This is a genomic window from Ochrobactrum sp. AN78 (genome assembly GCF_029909885.1).
Taxonomy (GTDB): Bacteria; Pseudomonadota; Alphaproteobacteria; order Rhizobiales; family Rhizobiaceae; genus Brucella; species Brucella quorumnocens.
The window spans coordinates 21,513-45,159 of the sequence record NZ_JASAMU010000012.1 but is presented as its reverse complement, the minus strand read 5'-3'; the positions used below and the strand labels follow the sequence as shown (position 1 = coordinate 45,159).

Sequence of the window (23,647 nt, the reverse complement as noted above, 5' to 3'; positions counted from 1 at the left end):
TTATGACGCATAGCCGGTTAATCGGTCGTTAAAATTAAGGTTCAGAGTTTAGACATTGGAAACTCCTGTAAAATCAGGGTTAATTTCCTAGAAACAATTGTTTAACCATATGTCAGAATCAGCATGGACGGCTTTGCTTTGCCACAGTGCTGGTTTAGATTACAGAATATGTCTCACTGATAGGATGGTTGATGCGCTGGCCCAGATTTACGCGCCTTGTTGTTGCGATCATCATTCTTAGCGCGGCAGCCGTGGCAACCCTGCTTGCCCTTATACCTTTTATCGTCTCCACAGATTCAATCCGTGTTCGAGTGGCGCAGGAAATCAGCGCCTGGACCGGTTATAGTGTCGAACTGCGAGAAGCACCGCGTCTGCGCGTGTTCCCGGTTTTGCGAGCCTCGCTTGAAGGTGTGACACTCAGCAAGCTTTCCGAGCAAGGCGCCAAGCCATTCATGAGTGCCAGCCGGATCGAGGTCGAACTGTCGCCTCTTGATGCGTTGATGGGGCGCTTGTCTTTCTCAGAAACACAGATTGTGAGACCGCATTTCAACATCGGTGGCCCAGTCGATAACTTCTCTGGCCTGCTTGATGCCATCGCAAGTTCCAACGGACGTCTTGGCACCGCTATCCGCGCTCAACGCGCATTGCAGCAGAATGGTGCAAACGACAAAACGCTTGCTGCACAGCAAGCCTCACAACCTTTTGGTCGCGTCGTTATCCGAGACGGTACCGTCTCATTCAATCGAGCAGACGCTGAAGAGGAACCGAAGGAAGATCAACAAATTACCAAGTTGAACGCCACGCTTGAATGGCCACGCACCTCGAGCGCGGCAACACTGCGTGGCAGCGCTCTTTGGCGCGGGGAAAATACCCAGTTCAACCTGACTGCATCGCAGGCTTTGCCACTCCTTGCCGGGGGTACATCTGATGTTACCGCGAGTTTCACTTCCAATCCGGTCAACATTACATTCGAAGGCAAGGCCAACATCTCCAACGACCGCTTCTTCGAAGGTGCGTTGAGCGCCAAAACTCCTTCCCTGAGCAATGCAGTTCGCTGGCTTGGTCTGCCTCCCGTTGCAGGCAGCACAGAAATTGGCGTCTTCTCGCTCGATTCAACGATCACCTCGACGCCGCGTCGATTGAAGTTCGATAATGTCGAGATGACTACAGACGAAAGCCCGGCCAAGGGCGTTATCGAAATCGGATTTGAGCAAGATACACCGGCTGTGACCGGAACTCTTGCATTCGATAAACTCGATCTGCGGCGACTGTTTTCCATCTTCGTACCATTGCCCGACAACCGGCCTCGCCCCCCGAATGAGCGCGATCAAAGCGGGAAAGACAATATCGATACAAGCTTTATCGATCGCGCTGAACTCGACCTTCGCCTCTCGGCGCAAACCGCTACCGCCGGTCCCGTTTCCATGACGGGTGTGGCTGCGGCTGTGCAGATCAGGGGCGGTCGTGCGATGTTTGATATTGGTGATGCCAAAGCTTTCAACGGCATCCTTCAGGCCAATCTGCAGATCGTTCGCGACCTTAAAACTGCCACTGGAGAACTCCGTTTCAACGCGTCTGATATTGATAGTTCTCAGCTCTTCGCAGCATTCGGTTTCGATAAGCCATTCGTCAACGGCAAAGGAAATGTCTCACTGTTCATGAAAGGACCGGCGAACCGTTGGTCGGCACTCTTGACCGGTGCACAGGGCAATGTTTCAGTGCAGCTCAACAACGGCCAGATGCAAGGTTTCGCGGTACAGGATTTTCTGACTAAGGCTCAGAGCCAAGGCTTCTTCGCACTCGAACGGCAGGAAAATGTTTCGCTTGCCTTCAACCGGCTCGATCTTAAGGCCAATCTTTCGGACGGAGTAGCAACACTCGAAAACGCACGCCTTGGCACGACCGACGGCACCCTTAATCTTGCTGGCATTGTCCCGTTTGTTGATCGCAGTCTGGCGCTCAGTGGTGAAGTGATCTTCCCTGAAAGCCAACAGCAACAACAAGAAAACTCAGACGGACAACAAGCCGAAACGACCCCCACCAAGCCACCGCTGCATTTCTTTGTCGGCGGCTCATGGGATCGTCCGTTCATCTCCCCATCATCGACAGGAACAGCCACGGGGCAATGAAACCGCTCTGTTTCGCTTATAGAATTTCCAGCAAAAGTACGAAGCGGTTTTGCGAAGGGATAATGCGTAGAAACAAATAGTTACAGCGGCTCCAACAATCAGTGTCAACTGGAACCGCTGTAAGCACTACCCCAGCCTGAATGCAGCCTGCTCATCACGGCGGCGCTGAACTTCCCGACGCTTGTTAACAACCGAGGCGATGATAACGCCCGTCGTCACCAACGCGATCAGGATCGTACAGACCGCATTGATTTCCGGCGTCACTCCAAGGCGAACCTGGCTGTAGATTTTCATCGGCAGCGTCGTTGCACCCGGCCCAGATGTGAAGCTTGCAATCACCAGATCGTCGAGCGAAAGCGTGAAAGCAAGCATCCAGCCAGAAACTACCGCAGGCAGGATCACCGGCAGGGTGATCTTCATAAAGGTCGTCACCGGTGGCGCTCCGAGATCCATCGCCGCCTCTTCCAAAGAGCGATCAAAGCTTACCAGTCGGGACTGCACGACAACGGCCACAAAGCACATCGAAAAGGTGATATGTGCAAGTGTGACCGTCCAGAAACCACGGTCAAAGTTCATCGCCACAAACAGAAGCAGCAGCGACAGACCCGTGATGACATCAGGCATGACAAGCGGTGCATAGACCATGCCAGAAAATAGGATACGTCCGCGAAAGCGCGTGTAGCGGGTCAGCGCAAGTGCTGCCAGCGTGCCGAGCACGGTTGCAATTGTTGCCGACAGAAGACCAACGCGGATTGTCACCCACGCCGCATCCATCAAAGCCTGATTTCTGAAAAGCTCAACATACCATTTGGTCGAGAAACCCGCCCAGACAGTGACCAGACGGGATTCATTGAACGAATAGATGACCAGCAGAACAATCGGCAGATAAAGGAAGGCAAAGCCAAGTGCGACTGAGGCGATATTGAAACGGGACCAATTATTGTTCATGGCCTATTTCCCCTTTTCCTGCTGACGCGCCTGTATTTGCTGGAAGATCACAATCGGTATGATCAGTATCAACAGAAGAACGACAGCTACAGCCGATGCGACCGGCCAGTCGCGGTTGGAAAAGAACTCACTCCAGATCGTCTTACCGATCATCAATGTCTGAGATCCACCGAGAAGGTCAGGGATAACAAACTCACCCACAGCTGGAATGAAGACAAGGAAGCAGCCGGCAAGAACGCCCGCAAGCGACAGAGGAAATGTAATTTTCCAGAAAGCAGCAATTGCAGTACAGCCAAGATCCTGTGCAGCTTCGATCAGCGAATAATCCATTTTTTCCAGTGATGAATAGATCGGCAAAATCATGAATGGCAAATAGGAATAAACAATACCGATATAAACTGCCGTATCCGTATTGAGGATGGTCAGCGGCGTATCGATGATGTTCAGCCACATTAAAAACTGGTTGAGCAGGCCTTCTGGTTTCAGAATGCCAATCCACGCATAAACGCGGATCAGGAATGACGTCCAGAATGGCAGGATCACCATCATCAGGAGTGTCGGACGGATCGTTGATGGTGCGCGCGCAATGCCGTAAGCCATAGGATAGCCAACAAGCAGCGCCAAAACGGTGGAAATGGCAGCAATCCGAACGCTCGACAGATAAGCCTTGTAATAAAGTGGGTCGTCAAGCAGCCATAAATAATTATCGAATGACAACTGCTTAATTTTTTCCCAGCTTTGCGCAAAACTGTCAGCCCAATCAAAAGCTGGCATATAGGGCGGGATCGCCATCGTGACTTCAGACTGAGAAATTTTGAAGACGATGAAAAACGGAACCAGAAAGAACAGCAGCAGCCAAAAATATGGCACCGCAATCACGAGGCGACTGGTTATGGAGGCGATCAGCTTTTGCATACGCGTCCCCTCCTTAAGCCGTTAGCACCAGGCCGGCGTCAGTATCGAATGAGACCCAGACACGGTCATCATAACCGAGTGGATTATCGGTTTTGCGCACGGCATTGAGGCTTGCAGCCTTGATGGTGCGTCCGTTTTCAAGGCGCACGTGGAAAACCGTCATATCGCCAAAATATGCGATATCCCATAGCTCACCTTCAACCGCATTGACCGATGCGTCTTCCCGCTTGTCGCGGGTAATGCGGGTCTTTTCAGGCCGCACCGCATACCAGACCTTCTGACCCGGATTAAGTTGTTCACGTGTTTCGGTGTGAATATGGAAGCCGAATTTTTCAGTGGCGATTTCCGCCTCGCCATTCACAGCTTTCACCACCTCACCTTCAATGATGTTCACATTGCCGATGAAGTCAGCCACAAACTTGGAGCGTGGCGCTTCGTAAACTTCCGCAGGCGTTGCAACCTGCATGATGCGCCCTTTGTCCATGACCGCAATACGATCAGACATGGTCATGGCTTCTTCCTGATCGTGGGTAACGACCATAAAGGTCATACCTAGCTTGACCTGCAAATCCATCAGTTCGAACTGAGTTTCCTCACGCAACTTCTTATCGAGTGCGCCAAGTGGTTCATCAAGCAGCAGAACTTTGGGACGTTTTGCGACAGAGCGCGCAAGTGCCACGCGCTGGCGCTGACCACCGGAAAGCTGATGCGGCTTGCGCTTGCCGTATTGCTCCAGCTTCACAAGCTTGAGCATTTCAGCAACGCGTGCATCGATTTCCGACTTCGCCATTCCGTCTTGTTTGAGACCAAAAGCAATGTTGTTCTCAACCGTCATATGCGGAAACAGGGCATAGGACTGGAACATCATGTTTACGGGGCGCTTATAAGGAGGAATGCCGCGCATATCCTGACCATCAAGAGTTATACGGCCCGAAGTCGGCTCTTCAAAGCCTGCCAACATACGCATGAGGGTGGTCTTGCCACACCCCGACGCCCCCAGCAGCGCAAAGAACTCACGATTGAAGACATTGAGTGACAGATTATCGACGGCGGTAAAATCGCCAAACACCTTCGTCACATTCTCAAAAGAAATATAAGGTTTCGCTGCCGGATCATTCCACGGTGCGAATTTGCGGCGAAAGCTGCCAAAAGATTCCATTCCGTTCCCCTATCGACTTATCAGGAACCCGATCCACAGACCGCAGCCTGCCATTGATGTATGTCACAAGACGTAGAGCGGCCCTCCTGCATGAACAGTGAGCCGCTCTCAGATTTCAAACGGGCAAGCCCGCATCGGCTAATAATAGCCGTCATATTATTCGACTGTTACTGGCCTGTGACGATCTTCGTCCAGGCGCGCGTAACAACACGCTGTACCTTGGTGTCGTAAGGCGTCGGCACAAACAGCTTCTTCAGAACTTCATCGCTTGGATAGATTGCCGGATCGTCGAGAATTTCCTTGTCGATGAATTCCTGCGATGCCTTGTTGCCGTTTGCATAGAACACAAAGTTCGACGCCTTGGCTGCAACTTCCGGACGCATGATATAGTTCATGAATTCAAGCGCTTCAGGCACATTCTTCGCATCTGCCGGGATCGCCATCTGGTCGAACCACATCAGTGCGCCTTCCTTCGGGATAGAATAACCGATCTCTACTCCCTGTTTGGCCTTCTCGGCACGGTCACGGGCCTGGAAAATATCCCCGGAATAGCCGACTGCCATACAGATATCGCCATTCGCCAGCGCATTGATGTATTCCGATGAATGGAACTTGCGAATATTTGGACGGATTTTCAGATAAAGTTCCTGCGCCTTTTCCAGATCATCTGGTGATGGCGAATTCGGATCAAGGCCGAGATAGTTCAAAGCTGGACGCAGCATTTCGCTGGCCGAATCCAGAAGATAGATACCGCAGCCTTTCAGTTTTGCCGACTTTTCCGGATCGAAGAGCACATCCCACGAGTCAATCGTGTCTGTGCCGAGCGCTTCCTTGATCTTGGCCTTGTTATAGCCAATGCCGGTCGTGCCCCACATGTAGTTGATGGAATATTCGTTGCCCGGATCATACGTGGCGGCGCGGGTCGAAATTTCGTCCCACATATTCTTGAGGTTCGGGAGCTTGTCCTTATCGAGTTTCAGGAACACGCCTGCAGGGATCTGGCGGCCAAGAAATTCACCCGATGGCACCACAAGATCGTAGCCGCTACCGCCAGCAAGGAGCTTGGTTTCGAGAATTTCGTTGGAATCATAAACGTCGTAAACGACCTTGATGCCGGTTTCCTTGGTGAAATCCTTTAGGATCGAGTCGTCGATGTAATCTGACCAGTTGTAGATATTGACCACCCGCTCCTGCGCGCTTGCAGGAAATACGGCGGCGCTCACAAGGCAAGACGCCATTGTTGTCGCCAGAAGAAAGGATTTCATCCTCATCGCGTGCTCCATTCTGCACCGTCATTCCCGGTACAGCTCAAGGGTGGGTAAACTGTTTCAACTTCATACCTTTTTAGATTGTGAACCATTCGTCAACCGGGTGATGACACCACGAACATAAAAAGTTGTGGTGCACACGTCCCGATCCGAAATATTGCGGTTCTACTGGAAGTCAAAAGCCGATAATCCTGCCACCATTTCGTCGAGACCGAGCGGTCGGGTCAGTGGCGGTTCGGCGCGTGTAATGCAACCCTGACGCTCACAAAGTCGGCAGGCTGGTCCGATTTCCGTGCTGAGAGCATTTCGCGCACCATAAATGGTTTCATCACCCAGTTCGCGAGAGCAGCCCAAAAGTATCGCCGTGCGTCGGGGGCGCTCGTTGAATGCGCCCTGCGGACCTTCAAGCGTTCGCGCTATTGTGAGGAAAGCGGAACCATCGGGCAGTTCTGCAGGTTCAACCAACACCTGCCCTGCCTGAGCAAATGCTGCATAGACCGGCAATTTCGGGCATTGCCCGCTAAAGCGGATTGGAAAACCTTCAGCGCCGACCATGCGAAGACGATTGCCTGCGTGGTCGATTTCCATCAGGAAAAACGGCAGAGCGGCATTGCCCTGGCGTTGCAAGGTCGTCAAACGGTTCGCGGCCTGTTGAAACGACACGCCAAAACGCGAGCGCAAAACATCGACATCGTAACGCGCGCGCACTGCCGCATCGCGAAATTGCCTGTAGGGCATCGTCAACGCTTGTGCTGCATAGCGCGCCAATTCAAATCTTGCGATGCGCTTTGCCTCCCCGGACGACAGTTTCAGCCCTTCGGTTTCGGCACCAATCATCACCTGCATCCGGATGAGCGCTGCTTCCATCGCAATTTCCTGCAACTGGTCAAAGGGCGACAATCGTTCCGAAATAAACAACCGCTGTGAATGCCTGTCATAACGTCTGCGCCAGTTCGGCATAGTCGTAACAGGCAAACTTCGCACGGTAATGCCGTGCTCACGCCGCAGCCATTCTTTCAACGCGCCTGACAAATCCCCTTCGGGCTTAAGCAATGCGTAAAAGCTTTCCGCCTCCTCTTCGATACGCGGATAATGATTAGGTCGTCGAGCCATCACATCGCGTACTTCATCAAGGGGCAAACGCGTTGCGGAAAGCTGCGCATCGCTTCCCTCATGAGAAAGCAGTTGAGACAGATCAGAAAGCCGCTGCTGCTGTTCGCGATAGGCGCGATAAAGCTTGACGATCCCGCTGGCAGCATTGGGTGCTGCCTCGCCGATTTCCACGAGCTCCTGATCGCCCGGCAATTCTCCCGTCAGCAGCGGATCGGAAAACACTTCCTTTAGGCCCGCAACCGTCGCGCCGCTTTCTGCCTGAAGGCTATCGAGATCAAGCTTGTAAACACTGGCTAGCTTTAACAGCAGCTGCACCGTCAGCGGACGCTGATTGCGCTCAATGAGATTGAGATAGGACGGCGAAATACCAAGCGCCTCGGCCATGGATGTCTGCGTCAAACCGCGCTCGTTGCGGATGCGCCTGATACGGGGACCAGCAAATATCTTGCGTTCGCTCATCAGGCCTCCCAAACCAAGAACAATGAGTTTTACAACTCATGACAAAATAGCTGCAATTGATAGCTTTGACAACATTTACAAATTTACAGATCACAACAGTCAATTTTCAGACAGCGTTACTTCAATTATAAGCCGGTTTTACGGGTTTTTCTGGCTGTTCGATCCTCACAAATGTAAATCTAGTCACAGAAAGAGCGGCGATAATCTGCTCTTCAAAAACCTGGTCCAAGTGTGAGGAGACACCGAAATGACAGATTTTTACAGCCTTATCCCTTCGGCACCCAAGGGTCGTTTTGACGGCATCCAGCGTGCACATACAGCCGAAGACGTGAAGAGGCTGCGCGGTTCGGTGGAGATCAAATACTCGCTGGCCGAGATGGGTGCAAACCGCCTCTGGAAATTGATCCACGAAGAAGATTTCGTCAACGCGCTCGGCGCTCTCTCCGGCAATCAGGCCATGCAGATGGTTCGTGCCGGTCTGAAGGCGATATACCTGTCGGGCTGGCAGGTTGCTGCGGATGCCAATACGGCATCAAGCATGTATCCTGACCAATCGCTCTATCCGGCAAATGCTGCTCCGGAACTGGCAAAGCGCATCAACAAGACATTGCAGCGTGCCGACCAGATCGAAACATCAGAAGGCAAAGGTCTGTCGGTCGATACTTGGTTTGCACCAATCGTTGCCGATGCAGAAGCTGGCTTCGGCGGACCACTGAATGCTTTTGAAATCATGAAGGCCTTCATCGAGGCAGGTGCGGCCGGCGTTCATTATGAAGACCAGCTGGCTTCTGAGAAGAAGTGCGGTCATCTCGGTGGCAAGGTCCTGATCCCGACGGCAGCACATATCCGCAACCTGAATGCGGCGCGCCTTGCGGCCGACGTCATGGGTACTGCAACGCTGGTTATCGCCCGCACGGATGCGGAGGCCGCCAAGCTTCTGACCTCGGACATCGACGAACGCGATCAACCTTTCGTTGATTATGATGCAGGCCGCACCGCGGAAGGCTTCTATCAGGTGAAAAATGGCATCGAGCCATGCATCGCCCGTGCGATTGCCTATGCGCCCTATTGCGATCTGATCTGGATGGAAACATCCAAGCCCGATCTCGAACAGGCTCGCCGCTTTGCCGAAGCCGTGCACAAGGCATACCCGGGCAAGAAACTCGCTTACAATTGTTCGCCGTCATTCAATTGGAAAAAGAACCTCGACGACGCGACGATTGCCAAGTTCCAGCGTGAGTTGGGCGCGATGGGTTACAAGTTCCAGTTCATCACGCTGGCCGGTTTCCACCAGCTCAATTTCGGCATGTTCGAACTGGCACGCGGCTACAAGGAACGTCAGATGGCAGCTTATTCAGAGCTGCAAGAGGCGGAATTTGCGGCAGAAGCAAATGGCTACACCGCGACCAAGCATCAACGCGAAGTTGGCACCGGTTATTTCGATGCCGTGTCTCTCGCAATCACCGGCGGTCAGTCTTCGACCACCGCCATGAAGGAATCGACAGAAACAGCACAGTTCCGCCCAGCTGCGGAGTGACACCCAATATTTATTTAAAGCGCATCTTGTCCGAAAACCGTTTCACACTTTTCGGGATGCGCTCTTAAGAGGAGAACAACCATGGCTTCGATTGCACGTGTTAAGGAAAGAGCAGAAGAGCAGTCAACCTCGATGAGCACCGATCAGCAAAGCGCGATCCGTATGCTTGCCAATGATCTGCACCGCCTCAACCAGTCGGTCATGAATGCAGTCGAGGCCGGTGTTTCCGTTGAGCTGGTTCGCTCAGCCCGCCATCATGGCGGAGAAGGCAACTGGGGCGACCTTCTGATCCCGGTCATCGTCACCCGAAACCCATGACGGTACCCATGATCATTGCCTTCGTCGCCATGTTCTATACTTCTGTATGCCTACGGCAGCACGGGAACGACGAAGGCAACTGGGGCGACCTTCTGATCCCGGTTATCGTCACCAAAAACCCATGATGGTCGTCATCGCAATCACCGTCGCCACCGTGCTTTTCACTTCGAAAACGCTGTGGCGGCGGAAACAATCAAGCGTAAAAGTCGCACTTCGGTCGTTTCATCCAAAGAACATATATTAGAACTTGATATACCAGTTCATTCATGTTGGACTGGCCCCACTGACCTCCCCGGCTGGCCCTGCCAGTCGGGTTTTTTTTACATCAGCAGATAATCTTTCGGCTGCGGCATGTCCGGTAAATCCGTTTCCCCCAAAGCTTCCCGCACATTGATCTCAATGGTATCAGCGATAGCGCCAATTGGCAGATCGTTGGGCAGCGTACCAAACGGCTCTTCCAACTCATCGCCCAGAGCATCAAGGCCGAAGAAGGTATAAGCAACCAGCGTGGTTGCAAAAGGCGTCCCCCAGCCGAGCATATCGGCAAAGCCAAACGGGATGAAAAAGCAGAAAAGATAAGCGGTGCGGTGCAAAAGCAAAGTGTAGCCGAACGGCACCGGCGTAAAACGTAAGCGCTCGCTTGCAGCTTGCACTTCAGCAAGGCTGTTCACCGTTTGATCGAGTGTCTGAAAATCAATTGCCTCAATACGACCCGTCCCACGCAATTCAGCGAGCGTCTCACCCATCTTGCGAAGGATGAAGTCAGGCCCGTTGCGGCTTGCATCAAACGCCTTCTGCTCATCGGCGGAAAGCCACTTTTGGAACTTCGCTTGCCCATCACCCGGTCGAAGATACGGAACCATCGCTTGTGTGAATGCAATCACATAGTGAAGCAACTTTTCACGGGCGCTTTCTGCTCCCGGCAACCGATCCAGAATCATTGTCTGGCGGGCGAAACTGCGCGTCACATATACGAGCTTACCCCAGACTTTTCGCGCTTCCCACCAGCGGTCGTAGCAAGCATTGTTGCGAAAGCCGAGGAAGATCGAAAGCGCGATACCCAACAACGCAAAGGCCGTGCCATTATTGAAAGCAGGCACCCAACCCGGGAAAGCGCGATGTGCCCAGACCACAACGAGCGAGAGCACGAAAACTGCAAATATCTGCGGCAATATCCGCGTGACAATCGAGCCATTGAGGATGAAGAACAGTTTCCACAAAGGCGGGCGCGGACGAACGATCATTTCAATGGATTTCCCAGAATGTTACCGACTGTCTTTATAGTCTTTGCGCCTCTTCGCCAAGCATCGCAAGTTACCACCTCGATCAAATCTTGATGCGTTCTTGACAATGACCAGCAATAAAAATGGCAACCATCGTCGTTGTAGACGCAATCAGGAGCCTTCATGTCTATTCAATCACTCGTCGATACTGTCGCCAATAGGGTCAACATCGAACAACCATTAGCAGAAAAACTGACAGGATCGGTCTTTTCCGTATTGCAGCACAGCACACCTGAAATCGGAGAAAAAGTGTTTGTGCTGTTGCCTGACGCAAAGCCACTGGCTGCAAACCATGATGTACTCGCAGCAGGGGGTGACGGTTTTATGGGAATATTCTCAGGACTGATGGATACATTTGCCGGAGAAAAAATGAGTGCCCTGCTGAAAGCCGCAGCCAGCTTACGTTCAAGTGGCCTTTCCAGCGAACAGATCACCGATGCGGGAAATCAGGTGTTCTTATATATCCGCGAGCGCGATCCAGATCTGGTAGATCAACTGATCATCGCAGCACCATCTATCAAAGAGCATTTCGGTCTCTAGTGGATTGAATTTGACGTTTGAATCCCGACTGACACACAAGCTGTTTCAAACGTCAAATTCGAAAAATCCACTAGATTCATAAACTTGCTAGTGGTCTTCACACCTTTCGGGATGCGCTCTGACGCGCCATCAAAAATATTCAGATGGCGCGTTCTTAATTATTTCAGGGTCTTTTCAAGTATCGCCCATTGTTCATCACTCGTTACGGTCCCCATGCCATTGTTATGTGCAGGCATATTCCGATTAAGGCGAACGAAAACCACTTTCTCATCGCCTTTCTCAGCCCATCCGACATACCAACCGAACTGGCGACGCCGATCAGGCTTCCCCTTCGGGCCTGTTTCAAATGCAGAACCGGTTTTACCATGGGCGGTCCAGCCATTAGAAAGTGAATGGGTTGGAAGAATAGCCATGGTTTTGGTCATCGCTGCCTCCGAGAACGGCAGCTTGTTATTGACCATTTTCAAAAGAAAATCGGCCTGTTCTGTCGGCGATATGGTCAATGACGACGATATCCACGAACGCAACATGCCATTGTTCTTGCCGGGGTCACCGCTCAGGTCGCGATTGCCGTAGTTGAGCTGATCTGTGTATTTCTGGAAGTTGTCTTTCCCGAGCTTCCGCGTCAGCTCCTGCGAGAACCAGACCACCGACTGATCTTCCCAGTATGTCGGATCAACCGATTGCTTCCAAGACTCACGCCAAGCTGGATATCCCTCCTTAAATGGCCAGGATGGATTATGACTGTCTTGCAATATGCCGCTCTCAAACCCCATCAGCGCCAGCGGTACTTTGAAGGTCGATGCAGGGCTATTGCGCTTGTCACAAATCTCGCCCTCCTTGGCGATCACCTCACCGCTCTTTGCGTTGAGCATGATCATGCAGGTGAGCTTTTCGCCTGCAGCGAAAGCCTGCCCTTGCAAAACGAATGCCGCAAGCATGGTGCCGCCTGCTATTCCCAAAGCCGCTTTGATTGGTCTTTGCATCAACAAAATCTCCAAAAGAATGCATCTGGGAATTCTCTTCTCAAACATGGCGCCAACATTGCACAAAAATGGCAATCCACACGTTTATACCAAGCATCTTATGAACTCGATTTCACCCATTTATCACTCCTGATATTTAATGTTGTTGTTGCTCAAAGGCCATTTGTCATTGTCGAGCGTCCCCGCTATCATGCCAACATACGAAATCATTTTTTGGTGTTGGATGTCTGCTGATACGACGGAAAAGAAGGTAACGCGCGCGCCGCGTCGCCGTACGCCTACTTATGTCAAATCGCTTCGCGGCGTGAAAAACTGGAAGCAGGCCACTGAGTGGCTTGCATGGCGTGACATTGAAGACATCGAATGCATCACACCCGATCAGGCTGGCGTTGCCCGCGGCAAGATGATGCCGTCCAAGAAGTTTACCTCCAACACATCGCTTGCCCTGCCATCGGCAGTGTTCATGACAACTATTTCCGGTGATTACCCGGAAGACGGCCATGGTTTCCAATATCCGGAAGACGACGGCGATCTGAAGCTTCTGCCGGACCTTTCAACCCTTTGCACCGTGCCTTGGGAGTCTGATGCCACGGCGCAGGTGATTTGTGACCTCGTTTATCAGGACGGGCGCGCTGTCGAATTTACTCCGCGCAATGTGCTGCGCTCGGTTGTCGCCGCTTACCACAAGCGTGGCCTCAAGCCCGTGGTCGCGCCGGAAATCGAATTTTATCTCGTGCGCAAAAACCCAGACCCCGACTATCCGCTGACCCCTCCGGTAGGCCGTTCAGGCCGCGCGATTGGTGGCGGTCAGGGCTATTCGATTGCGGGCGTCAATGAATTCGATGAACTGATTGATGACATCTATCACTTCTCTGAAGGTCAGGGCCTTGAAATCGATACGCTGATCCACGAGGAAGGCGCTGGCCAGCTTGAAATCAATCTGCGTCATGGCGACCCGGTTGAACTGGCCGATCAGGTCTTCATGTTCAAACGTACGATCCGCGAAGCAGCCCTTAAGCACGATATGTATGCAACTTTCATGGCCAAGCCTATTCAGGGTCAGCCGGGTTCGGCCATGCATATTCACCAGTCGATCGTCGACAAGAAAACTGGAAGAAACATCTTCTCCAATGAAGATGGCACTGAAAGCGAAGCCTTCCGCCACTTTATCGGCGGTATGCAGCGACATGTGCCTAACGCGCTCGTCATGTTTGCACCCTATGTAAATTCCTATCGCCGTTTGACGCCAGATGCTTCGGCTCCGGTCAACGTCAAATGGGGGTATGACAACCGCACCACGGCCTTCCGCGTTCCGCGGTCGGAGCCGGGCGGCAGGCGCGTCGAAAACCGCATTCCTTCTTCCGATGCCAATCCATATCTAGCGCTGGCTGCCTCGCTTGCCTGCGGTCTGATCGGCATGGTGAACAAGATCGAAGCGGATCAACCTGCATCGACAAGCGTGAACACCAAGGAGATCGACCTTCCACGTGGTTTGATTGAAGCGGTGCAACTGTTTGAAAACGATCAGGAGTTGCGCAACCTGTTCGGCAGCTCGTTCGTAACCACTTATGCAGCGATCAAGCGTGCTGAATTTGAAACCTTCATGGAAGTCATCAGCCCGTGGGAGCGTGAGTTCCTGCTGCTCAACGTCTGACCGGTTCCACATGCTCAATCAACGGCCTTATCAAAGCCCCATCTCGCCCGGATTTTCATGGTACGAGGCGAGTGTTTCTGAGCGTCCGCAATATGCCGAACTTGATGGCGCTCGGCAGGCCGATGTCGTCGTCATCGGCGGGGGCTATACTGGGCTGTCGGCAGCTTATCATCTGGCGAAACAAGGCGCTGACGTCGTCCTGATCGAGGCTGCTCGTTTCGGCGATGGAGCGTCCGGGCGCAATGGCGGACAGTTTGGCACAGGTCAACGCACATGGGCGGAAGATCTTGAAAAGCAGTATGGTTTGGAGCGTGCGAAAGCTCTCTTCAACATAGCGGAGGAGGCCAAGGCGCATCTCCTCGGTTTTGCGCGCGAGCACAATATCGACATGGAATATATGCCCGGCCAAATCTCTGCCGTGCATAAGCCGCGCTACCTCAAGAACTATCAGGAACATGCGGAATTGATGGCGACACGCTTCAGCTATCCGCATATTCGCTATGTCGAACGCGAGGAAATGGCAACGCTGCTCGGCTCTGACCGCTATCATGGCGGCGTTTATGATGCGGGCACAGGCCATATTCATCCGCTGAAACTGTTGATCGGCTTGGCCAAAGTTACCGAAGCAGCTGGTGCTCATCTTTACGAAAACACCAAAGCTACAAAGATCAGCACAGTAAGCGGTCGCATCGAAGTGGAAACACCGCGCGGCACGATTTCAGCGAAGAACGTCTTCATCGCGGTCAATGCTCATGGCGGCGATCTGGAACCGACAAGTGCCGCCCACGTCATGCCGATCCGGTCTTTCATTGGCGCAACAGCACCTTTGGGCGATGACAGTCCAGTCATCCCCGGCGGAGAGTCGGTCGATGACTCGCGCTTCGTTGTACGCTATTTCCGCAAATCCAAGGATGGTCGCCTGCTGTTTGGCGGTCGTGAGGCCTATACAGCCGACAATCCCCGCGACATAAGCGAACATATCCGCCGACAGATTGCGGAGATTTACCCCGCACTGGACAAGGTTGAAATCACGCAAGCCTGGGGCGGATCGGTAGGCATAACCATGCCACGCCAGCCATTTGTGCGCGAAGTAATGCCCGGTGTCATTTCTGCAGGCGGCTATTCCGGCCATGGGGTGATGCTGGCCAATTATATGGGCAGGCTTTACGCAGAGGCAGTCAGCGGCAAGCGCGAGAATCTCAAACTCTTTGAAGAGTTACGTATTCCCGCTTTCCCCGGCGGCCGCACTTTCCGCGCACCTCTGCTATTTGTGGCTCTGTCATGGTACGCGCTGATGGATCGGATTTAAAAAAAGAGAGTGGTATATCCTCTGATAGACCACCCGTGAGTTTTCATGCCCTGTTACTCTATAAGACTGTTACTCAGGCACTATTAGAGCGGCGTGCACCCAATTAGGCACATTAGGTCGCTTGAACACTTTAAAATCAGAGCATAGTTTTCCCCTTAAACTGATCCAAGTTTAAGGAATTATACTCTAGCCAGTCGCTGGTAGGTTTCTTCCACGACATCGCGGAATGGAAGCACACCACTAAGGCAAAGCAGAGCATGCATGTGTTCACGTGCACCTTCATAGCCCATGATTGGCGCGAAAGGCTGCATGACAACGTTCGGCTCTTCTGAATAAAGCTCCCCATACTCCGCGAAGTTTGTGAAGCTCTTGTAGCTTTCGCCGCGCATCAGATAAGTTTCAACTGCTGTCCCTTCAGCCAGAACCACCTCATGACTATCCAGTACGATGTTGTAATAATCGACAGCGTCTTGTGCCAAAACACGCGTGATGGTCCGACCATTCACGAGATCCTTTGCACGGATCAGAACACCATCGATGTAAAGCGCATGGTTCGGAGACAGATAGAGATCACGGTAAGGGGTTTTGCCGTCCAACGCATGGCGCGCGACACGGATCGGCATGATGCTTTCGTTCCACTCTGCTCCGCTTTTCCTGTGACTTTGCCGACCGATCCATTTCACAGGCATCACTGCATCGATGGTTTTCACAAGATCACCGACGCTGAGCTTTTCCACAGCAATGGGACCTTCCGTCGTCTCAACGAGCGTCCCTTTCAAAAGACAGTTGGAGCCGGAACCTCCGCCTCCGCTTTCCCACCATTTCGTGCCCATAGCGCGCGCTGGCAGCGACGATAGAGAAGCAGACAAAGCGCCAATAGCTGCCGCTTTGGCAGCCAGCCCGGCGGCTGCTCCTAGAAAGTGTCGGCGCGCACGATTGCGAGGCGAGTGCGGGTTATTATCAGGTGACATGTATCCCTCCGCTTTTCGAGTGCTGGGCATCGGGCTAAAATCAGCTTGGATTTTTTGCAAAGCACGATGCGCCAAATCAAAAATTTAAAGCTTCAATCCGTGTTGCGCGGATCGCCGCTTCTGTTGCTTCGCCCCAAGATCACGAATCTGATCATACCTGATGACCCGGCCTAAAATATTCCAGCAATCCGGGCTAAAGCCTCCGCGAATAGGCGTAGGATCTACCTCGAAAGGTGGTTGTTTCGGTGAGGTTTGAGGGTTTTGAAAACCCGAATATGTTGATCGAGATTAAGCAACCACCAGATTTTCCCGCCCCGTAATTCCTCATTCGTTCGGAACCACTTCGCATTCTCGTCATTAAAGATAACTGGGTTGATTTGCTGTCAATGGTTTCAAAAACAGCTGCAACTCTCTGCTTTCCTGCGGTTTCACAGCTGCTTGTGCCCGGAATGAGGAGGACTCGATGGAAAATCCGATCGGTAATGCGGGCGAAGAAAAAACAGAACTTAAGCGGGTGATGGGACCCGGATTACTTTTACTATTCATCATCGGTGACGTTTTGGGGACAGGTATTTATGCCCTCACCGGCGAAGTTGCTGCCGAAGTTGGCGGTGTCGTTTGGCTACCCTTTCTTATTGCATTCGTGGTTGCCCTGCTAACCGCTTGCAGCTATCTGGAACTCGTCACCAAGTACCCGCGTGCAGCCGGTGCAGCGCTCTACACGCACAAGGCATTCGGCATTCACTTCATCACATTTCTTGTCGCTTTCGCCGTCATGTCGTCGGGCATAACGTCTGCATCCACTGCCTCACGCGCCTTTGCAGCAAACTTCGAAGCATCGCTGGGCTTAGGTTTCGGTGATTGGGGCACACCGCTCATTGCAGTGGGCTTTATCGCACTCATTGCCGCCGTAAATTTTCGCGGTGTCGGCGAAAGCGTGAAAATGAATGTCGTTCTCACAGTCGTTGAAGTCACCGGCCTATTGATCATTATTGGCATTGGCCTCTGGGCAATCGCTGGCGGTCAAGGTGATGTCTCTCGTGCATGGACTTTCGAAACACCCGAAGGCAGCGGCTATTTCTGGCCCGTCATCGCCGCTACCACTCTTGCTTTCTTTGCCATGGTTGGCTTTGAAGACTCGGTCAACATGGCTGAGGAATGCAAAGAACCCTCGCGTCTTTTCCCGAAAGTGCTGCTCACCGGTCTCGCTATCACCGGCGTCGTCTATGTGCTGGTTTCCATTTCGGCCATTACGCTGGTCTCTGCTGCTGAACTTGGCGAAGGGGACACACCACTTTTGAAGGTAATTCAGGCAGGCGCGCCGGGCTTTCCTATCAGTATATTTGCAGTGATTACCATGTTCGCCGTCGCCAATTCGGCGCTCATCAACATGATGATGGCAAGCCGCCTTATCTACGGTATGGCACGCGAAGGCGTTGTCCCTGAGGCCTTGGGCAAAGTACACAAAGGACGCCGTACTCCCCATATCGCAATCATCTTCACATCGCTACTGGCTGTTGGCCTCATTCTTTTCGCAGGCGGCGTCCCGGCACTCGGCGGCACAACAGCGCTGCTATTGCTGTGCGTCTTTGCGGTGGTCAATGTTGCAGTCTTGGTCCTGCGCAGCGATCATGTCGATCATAAGCACTTCCGCACACCAACTGTCCTGCCGGTGTTGGGCGCAATCAGCTGCACCTTCCTCGCGGGGCCATGGACCGGCCGCGATACGGAGCAATATGCTATTGCAGCGGTACTACTCGGTATTGGTGTCGTGCTCTGGTTTGCCACAGTTCGCTATATGCGTGCTGCTAACCAGACTGTTTACAGCAGTTCCAGTTAAAACTGAATCGTTGGAACCGCTGTAACTATTTGTTTTTACGCATTTCCGAACGTAGAATCAGTTCCCACTTTTACTGGAAATGCTTTAAACCACCATTCTCATACCTTTAGCTTTGATCCATTTGCCTGCATCCAGCAGGCAAGTGAATCAAGCGTATTACGCAGGGTCTTGCCCAGAGCGGTAACCTCATATTCCACTCGCGGTGGCATTTCTGGATAAACGACACGGGTAATCAACCCGCGCGTTTCAAACAGTCGGAGTTGCCGCGTAAGTTCCTTCTGAGTAATCGGTGCAACGGCACGTTGAAGCTCCCCAAAGCGAATGGGGCCATCCGTAACGATCAGCCGATAAAGGATTGGTATCGCCCATTTTCCAGCGATCAGGTTGACGAAATCCACCATGGGACACCGGCTGTTGCTAGATACGTCTACTGATAAGTCGTCCATCAGCCCGCCTCGCGATATTGGAAAATTATTCCTTTAGTACCAAATTGGTGCCTACTATACATTAGATACTAATGGACACAATGTCCTTTCTCCCAGAAGCGAAAATGCTTCGAATGAAGAAAGGTGAATTATGGGTCGTCTCGAAGGAAAATACGCGCTCATCACGGGCGGAACGAGCGGTATCGGGCTTGAAACTGCCAGACAATTTACCCTTGAAGGTGCAACGGTAGCCATCACCGGACGAAAGGCACAAGGTTTGGAGACTGCTTCCCGCGTACTGCCTGAAAATGTCCTGAAAATCCAAAGCGATTCCGGCGATGTTGCAGCACAGGAACTGCTTGCACAGAAACTCCGGGAACAGTGGCCGCAACTTGATGTCCTTTACATAAATGCGGGCGACGTCACCCACAGCCCGCTTCAGGACTTTAATGAAGACGCCTACGACCGGCTGATGGCGACCAACCTGAAAGGTCCGTTCTTTTTGATCAAAGCACTGCTACCACTTCTGGCCAATCCGTCATCAGTCATTCTGTGCGGATCAGCCAGCGCGCATATTGGCCTTCCGCAAAGCAGCGCCTATGGTGCGAGCAAAGCCGGGCTTCTGTCATTGGCACGCACCCTTTCCGGCGAATTAGTAGATCGGGGAATCCGTGTGAACGGCCTCAGCCCCGGCCCAACAGAAACACCAGCATTCGGCAAACTTGGCCTCGCGCCTGCGCAGGAAGAAATCTTACGCTCAGATATACGCAAACTCGTGCCAATCGGACGGATGGGTAAGCCTGTCGAACTCGCGAAAGCTGCGGTTTTTTTGGCGTCTGACGAATCCACTTTCGTCGTGGGATCAGAGATCCGGGTTGATGGCGGCGTGACCAATCTTTGATTGCTCAATTAACCGCAAGGCCGCATTGAAGCTGTTGACAATGCGGCCTCGCAGGAATAGCAAAGCATCATGATTAAAGCGCTCATCAACACCCGTTCTTATTACGCCCCGCTCATATAGCGGCGGGTTTGCTTTGTCATAGTTCAACCGCTGCATTGCCAGCGGTTTCGTATGAAGACAGTGCCTCTGGCGATGCTGCCATTCAGAGGTCAGTCCATGTCTCGCGACAAAAATCATCAGCATAAAACAATCGGTATTATCGGCTTTGGTGCATTCGGGCAGCTTATCGCCCGCTACCTCAGCCCATATTTCCGGCTGTATGCTTATGACCCTGCTGCAGGGCTGGATAACGTTGCTGGTGCTCTCTCCGTAACATTGACCTGCATAGAAGATGCAGCCCGCTGCGACGTCGTTATTCTGGCAACGCCCGTCTCAAATCTTGAGCCCGTCGTTGAAGCGATTGCGCCACATTTGCGACCCGGCGCGCTCGTGATGGATGTGGGATCAGTGAAAGTGAGCCCAGCCAACGTGATGCTCAGAGGTCTGCCGGATAATGTGGAAATTGTCGCCACGCATCCACTTTTTGGCCCGCAAAGCGCCAGCAATGGTATTGCCGGATTGAAGATTGCCATTTGTCCGGTTCGCGGCAAACAAGGGCCTCGCGTTGGTGCATTCTTACGCAAACATCTGGCGCTTGATGTCATCATGACCACTCCAGAAGATCATGATCGCGATGCGGCCATGGTTCAGGGGCTGACGCATCTGATCGCAAAAGTGCTGGTGCAGATGGAGCCTCTGCCCACACGCATGACGACCAGAAGCTTTGACCTGATCATGCAGGCGGTGGGCATGGTGCGTCACGATGCGCCGGAGGTTTTCCATGCCATCGAACGTGCAAATGATTTTGCGCCGCAAATTCGTCAGCGTTTTTTCGAACTGGCTGCTAATGTGAATGAAGAATTGAGCCGAGTCCCTCAATCATGACTCTGGTGTCGTGTTCAGAACCAATAATGGAAGTTGAAATCATGAATCGCGATACGCTTTACCTTTTGCAGCCGGGTTTTGATGACCCGGCCTATCCCGGTCAAAAATTCTATTGCGAGCATTGCGCCCTGATGGAAGGTGTTCTGGCTTCATTTCCTGAACTCGGAAAAAATCTCGACATCAGGCACATAGCCTGGCCACGTCCGCGGCAAGAAGTCATCGCGCTTGTGGGGGAAGAAAACCAGTCGTTACCTTTGTTCATATTGACGAAAGGTAATCGCTCGGTCCATCAGACGGGTGAATATGGGGGCAATGCTTTTGTTTCTGACAAGGATGCAATTCTCGCAGTGCTTTCCGAGCGGCATGGTTTTCCCAATCCGCATCCGTGATTGGAGTTTCTCGCCATGAGCGGCAAAATACTGATCAGTGCCTGCCTCGCCGGGCATCCGGTCCGTTACAACGGATCGGCAAAACCGCTCGCACATCCGCTTGTCGATCAGTGGCGTGCTGAAGGACGGTTAGTGACGGTTTGCCCAGAAGTAATGGCAGGTTTTGGCGTGCCTCGCCTCCCCGCAGAAATTGCAGCAGGAGACGATGGCGAGGCAGTACTTTCAGGCCACGGTCGTGTTATTGAAGAAAATGGGGGCGATGTCACCGCACAATTCGTCGCTGGCGCTCAAGCAGCGCTTGCCGTGGCACAAGCAAACGATTGCCGTTTTGCTCTATTGATTGATGGCAGCCCATCCTGTGGCAGTCGCTCGATCTATGACGGCAAATTCATCGGCCAAAAACATTCCGGAGCCGGTGTCACTGCCACCCTTCTTCGCAGCCACGGAATAGAAGTCTTCGCCGATTCACAGATTGAAGACCTTGGCATTCGTCTTCAAGCTTTAACTTAACTCGCCCAAAATCCATTCGCGGAAGGCGCGGACTTTAGGCATATTCTTTCGCGCCTTTGGGTAAACCAGCCAATAGGCCCGTCCGTCATCGCAAAGAAGGTCAAAGGGTTGAATCAATTGCCCTGATGCCAATTCAGCAGTATGGAATGCAGGTGTTAGGATGCCCACGCCCTGCCCGGCAGCGGCTGCACGCCCTTCGAGGTGCTGAGCGCCATAACGGCTGAATGCATTGCCCTTTATTTCCGGGTTTTCAATTCCGGCAGCCTCGTACCAGATTTTCCACCATGGATCCGTTGGATCTACCGCGCGCAGACGCAGCAGATCGGCAGGTTCGTTAATTCCTCCCACCGACTCCATAAGCTTCGGGCTGAGCATCGGCGAGAATTGCGCCTTAATGAGTTCATGCGAGATCATACCCGGCCAATCACCTCTTCCGCTGCGAATAGCCATATCGATATTCGACGTCGAGAAGTCGACCATATCATTGGACGTATCCAACCGCACCGCGAGCGAAGGATGCTTCATCTGAAACGACCCCAACCGCTGCACAAGCCAGTTTGACGCGAAGGTGACGACAGCGCTGATCGTCAGAACGCCCTGCGTGTCTTCATGCGCCGATGCGAATGCCGTCCGCATGGCTTCGAAGGCTTCATTGATGGCAGGAGCAAGACGCATGCCCAATTCGGTCAGTTCCACCTGGCGCGGCTTGCGCAGAAACAGCGGCGCGCCGACACGCTCTTCCAGCAATTTTATCTGATAGCTGACGGCAGCCTGAGTCATTCCAAGCTCTTCCGCAGCACGCGTAAAGCTTGCATGGCGGGAAGCGGATTCAAAAACGCGAATAGCTGAGAGCGGCGGCAGGGGCGACGTCATAATACATAAGTTCTCCTTATGCATCATAATCGACGTTCAATTGGAAAACAACGCGTTTTTCCGTCATAACTATAGGCACAGTTTAACCTACAGCCCAGCCTCCCACTAGGCTCTAAGCTCAGAAAAATCGAGATCGACCATGCGTGATGTTGAGATCAACTCATCAGCGATTGCCGTTGTTTGCCCTGAAAAAATAGCGTCGTCCGGCCTGTGTGCGTGGATTGCAGGTTTGTTCAAGCGGAAGCCGAGCCATTACGTCATCAGCGAAAATTCGCCAGAATATCTGCTGCGCGATGTAGGTATCAAAGAGGGACGACCATCCCGATTTACCCGCGACGGACATAAGCTGCCTGAATGGTGAAGTTACCTGTTTTTACGCATTATCCTACGCAAAACCGCTTCGCACTTTTGCCGGAAATGCTGTTAGCCACTAACCACCGCAAAGCCACGGGCTTTCAGACCCCGCCGGTCTTCGCGCAGATTACCGATCAGGCGCGACCGGCTTCCGCCAAGATGCAATGTCATCAGAGCCATGGCTTGAGACGCATTTCCTTCTCGCACCGCATCAAGAATTGCACGATGCTGCTGCCACGCACAAGCTAGCGCGTCCGCATCGCGCACTTCTAGCCAGCGTGCCCTTGAAAGCCGTTGCATGGCATCGCGAACACCACGGTTTAGAAATTCATTGCCTGAAAGTCGCGCGAGTTCGATATGGAAATCCATGCCCACACGATGCCATTTCTCGCGTGCGCTCGCGGCATCGCAACTATTGAGCATTTCAGCAATTGCCTCAACACCACTGCGATCTTCCAATGCGCAAGTAACTTTCAGAGCCGCAATTTCCAGCGCCTCGCGATAGACGCCGATCTGCTCAATCTCCGCAAGATTGATCGGTGAAACAGTCCAGCCGCGCCCTTCCCGTCCGACGAGCCCTTCGGCTTCAAGACGTAAGAGTGCAGCACGGATAGGCGTGCGCGATGCATTGAACTGCGCTTCGATCCAGCGTTCGGTCAGCCGTTCGCCCGGCCCCAGCTCAAGCCCGAGGATCAAATCGCGAAGCTGTTCTTCGACTTGCCGCATCTGTGACATTGGACCCTCGATAATTCTGGCGAACGGCTGATTGACAAGCCACTGCG

General features: G+C 52.7%; 23 protein-coding genes. 12 read left to right on the top strand and 11 right to left on the bottom strand.

The genetic code is table 11. From position 1 onward, the window contains the following. The first annotated feature begins 191 nt into the window (after positions 1-191). The gene (locus QBD00_RS19010) at positions 192-2,129 is read left to right on the top strand and encodes an AsmA family protein (RefSeq protein ID WP_318580251.1); all 1,938 of its coding nucleotides are present in this window, start codon (positions 192-194) and stop codon (positions 2,127-2,129) included. 126 nt (positions 2,130-2,255) lie between these two features. Here QBD00_RS19010 and QBD00_RS19005 read toward each other — a convergent pair whose 3' ends face one another. The 5 genes from QBD00_RS19005 to QBD00_RS18985 all read right to left on the bottom strand — a co-directional run bounded on the left by QBD00_RS19005 (position 2,256) and on the right by QBD00_RS18985 (position 7,991). Next, complete coding sequence (locus QBD00_RS19005; RefSeq protein WP_151091594.1) at positions 2,256-3,077, bottom strand: ABC transporter permease; 822 nt, start codon at positions 3,075-3,077, stop codon at positions 2,256-2,258. Between the two features lie 3 nt (positions 3,078-3,080). Further along, the gene (locus QBD00_RS19000) at positions 3,081-3,992 is read right to left on the bottom strand and encodes an ABC transporter permease subunit (RefSeq protein WP_151091595.1); all 912 of its coding nucleotides are present in this window, start codon (positions 3,990-3,992) and stop codon (positions 3,081-3,083) included. Positions 3,993-4,005: 13 nt separating this feature from the next. Continuing rightward, entirely contained in the window at positions 4,006-5,151 is a 1,146-nt protein-coding gene (locus QBD00_RS18995; protein WP_318580250.1) for an ABC transporter ATP-binding protein, read from the bottom strand. Positions 5,152-5,318: 167 nt separating this feature from the next. After that, positions 5,319-6,422: a polyamine ABC transporter substrate-binding protein gene (locus QBD00_RS18990; RefSeq protein ID WP_151091597.1), complete on the bottom strand. Its 1,104-nt coding sequence runs from the start codon at positions 6,420-6,422 to the stop codon at positions 5,319-5,321. 162 nt (positions 6,423-6,584) lie between these two features. After that, on the bottom strand, positions 6,585-7,991 hold the full coding sequence (locus QBD00_RS18985) for an XRE family transcriptional regulator (protein WP_318580249.1): 1,407 nt from the start codon (positions 7,989-7,991) through the stop codon (positions 6,585-6,587). A 247-nt stretch (positions 7,992-8,238) separates the two neighbouring features. On the opposite strand from QBD00_RS18985, the gene aceA reads away from it, so the two are divergent. After that, positions 8,239-9,528, top strand: coding sequence for an isocitrate lyase (gene aceA, locus QBD00_RS18980; protein WP_318580248.1), 1,290 nt, complete (start codon positions 8,239-8,241; stop codon positions 9,526-9,528). 81 nt (positions 9,529-9,609) lie between these two features. Further along, entirely contained in the window at positions 9,610-9,846 is a 237-nt protein-coding gene (locus tag QBD00_RS18975) for a hypothetical protein (RefSeq protein WP_007879671.1), read from the top strand. Positions 9,847-10,166: 320 nt separating this feature from the next. Here the strand turns inward: QBD00_RS18975 and QBD00_RS18970 are convergent, their stop codons facing one another. Continuing rightward, the gene (locus QBD00_RS18970; protein WP_318580247.1) at positions 10,167-11,090 is read right to left on the bottom strand and encodes a bestrophin family protein; all 924 of its coding nucleotides are present in this window, start codon (positions 11,088-11,090) and stop codon (positions 10,167-10,169) included. A 162-nt stretch (positions 11,091-11,252) separates the two neighbouring features. Here QBD00_RS18970 and QBD00_RS18965 point away from each other — a divergent pair, with 162 nt between their 5' ends. Next, the gene (locus QBD00_RS18965; protein ID WP_151091600.1) at positions 11,253-11,669 is read left to right on the top strand and encodes a DUF2267 domain-containing protein; all 417 of its coding nucleotides are present in this window, start codon (positions 11,253-11,255) and stop codon (positions 11,667-11,669) included. Between the two features lie 158 nt (positions 11,670-11,827). On the opposite strand, the gene blaOXA is transcribed toward QBD00_RS18965, so the two are convergent. Next, a complete protein-coding gene (blaOXA, locus tag QBD00_RS18960; protein WP_318580246.1) occupies positions 11,828-12,655 on the bottom strand; it encodes an OXA-919 family class D beta-lactamase in 828 nt (275 codons plus the stop codon). A gap of 223 nt (positions 12,656-12,878) precedes the next feature. On the opposite strand from blaOXA, the gene QBD00_RS18955 reads away from it, so the two are divergent. Next, complete coding sequence (locus tag QBD00_RS18955; RefSeq protein WP_151091602.1) at positions 12,879-14,309, top strand: glutamine synthetase family protein; 1,431 nt, start codon at positions 12,879-12,881, stop codon at positions 14,307-14,309. A gap of 10 nt (positions 14,310-14,319) precedes the next feature. Continuing rightward, positions 14,320-15,618 carry an FAD-binding oxidoreductase gene (locus QBD00_RS18950; protein WP_318580245.1) on the top strand — a complete coding sequence of 433 codons (1,299 nt, stop codon included), beginning with the start codon at positions 14,320-14,322 and terminating at the stop codon, positions 15,616-15,618. Positions 15,619-15,797: 179 nt separating this feature from the next. Here the strand turns inward: QBD00_RS18950 and QBD00_RS18945 are convergent, their stop codons facing one another. Next, the gene (locus QBD00_RS18945) at positions 15,798-16,589 is read right to left on the bottom strand and encodes a Hint domain-containing protein (protein WP_318580244.1); all 792 of its coding nucleotides are present in this window, start codon (positions 16,587-16,589) and stop codon (positions 15,798-15,800) included. Positions 16,590-17,052: 463 nt separating this feature from the next. Between QBD00_RS18945 and QBD00_RS18940 the strand changes: the two genes are divergently transcribed. Beyond that, complete coding sequence (locus QBD00_RS18940) at positions 17,053-18,429, top strand: APC family permease (protein WP_151091605.1); 1,377 nt, start codon at positions 17,053-17,055, stop codon at positions 18,427-18,429. A 98-nt stretch (positions 18,430-18,527) separates the two neighbouring features. On the opposite strand, the gene QBD00_RS18935 is transcribed toward QBD00_RS18940, so the two are convergent. Then, positions 18,528-18,830, bottom strand: coding sequence for a winged helix-turn-helix transcriptional regulator (locus tag QBD00_RS18935; RefSeq protein ID WP_235901730.1), 303 nt, complete (start codon positions 18,828-18,830; stop codon positions 18,528-18,530). Between the two features lie 175 nt (positions 18,831-19,005). On the opposite strand from QBD00_RS18935, the gene QBD00_RS18930 reads away from it, so the two are divergent. The 4 genes from QBD00_RS18930 to QBD00_RS18915 all read left to right on the top strand — a co-directional run bounded on the left by QBD00_RS18930 (position 19,006) and on the right by QBD00_RS18915 (position 21,638). After that, a complete protein-coding gene (locus tag QBD00_RS18930) occupies positions 19,006-19,755 on the top strand; it encodes an SDR family oxidoreductase (RefSeq protein ID WP_191792730.1) in 750 nt (249 codons plus the stop codon). Between the two features lie 216 nt (positions 19,756-19,971). Continuing rightward, on the top strand, positions 19,972-20,739 hold the full coding sequence (locus QBD00_RS18925; RefSeq protein WP_318580311.1) for a prephenate dehydrogenase: 768 nt from the start codon (positions 19,972-19,974) through the stop codon (positions 20,737-20,739). 41 nt (positions 20,740-20,780) lie between these two features. Beyond that, the gene (locus QBD00_RS18920) at positions 20,781-21,128 is read left to right on the top strand and encodes a DUF3088 domain-containing protein (protein WP_095445675.1); all 348 of its coding nucleotides are present in this window, start codon (positions 20,781-20,783) and stop codon (positions 21,126-21,128) included. Positions 21,129-21,143: 15 nt separating this feature from the next. Next, positions 21,144-21,638, top strand: a complete 495-nt coding sequence (locus QBD00_RS18915; protein WP_318580243.1) for a DUF523 domain-containing protein — start codon at positions 21,144-21,146, stop codon at positions 21,636-21,638. Here QBD00_RS18915 and QBD00_RS18910 read toward each other — a convergent pair. After that, entirely contained in the window at positions 21,630-22,511 is an 882-nt protein-coding gene (locus QBD00_RS18910; RefSeq protein WP_318580242.1) for a LysR substrate-binding domain-containing protein, read from the bottom strand. The genes QBD00_RS18915 and QBD00_RS18910 overlap by 9 nt on opposite strands. Positions 22,512-22,650: 139 nt before the next feature. On the opposite strand from QBD00_RS18910, the gene QBD00_RS18905 reads away from it, so the two are divergent. Continuing rightward, entirely contained in the window at positions 22,651-22,872 is a 222-nt protein-coding gene (locus tag QBD00_RS18905; protein ID WP_151091610.1) for a hypothetical protein, read from the top strand. 62 nt (positions 22,873-22,934) lie between these two features. Here the strand turns inward: QBD00_RS18905 and QBD00_RS18900 are convergent, their stop codons facing one another. Beyond that, entirely contained in the window at positions 22,935-23,600 is a 666-nt protein-coding gene (locus QBD00_RS18900) for a GntR family transcriptional regulator (protein WP_095445676.1), read from the bottom strand. Positions 23,601-23,647 lie beyond the last annotated feature (47 nt).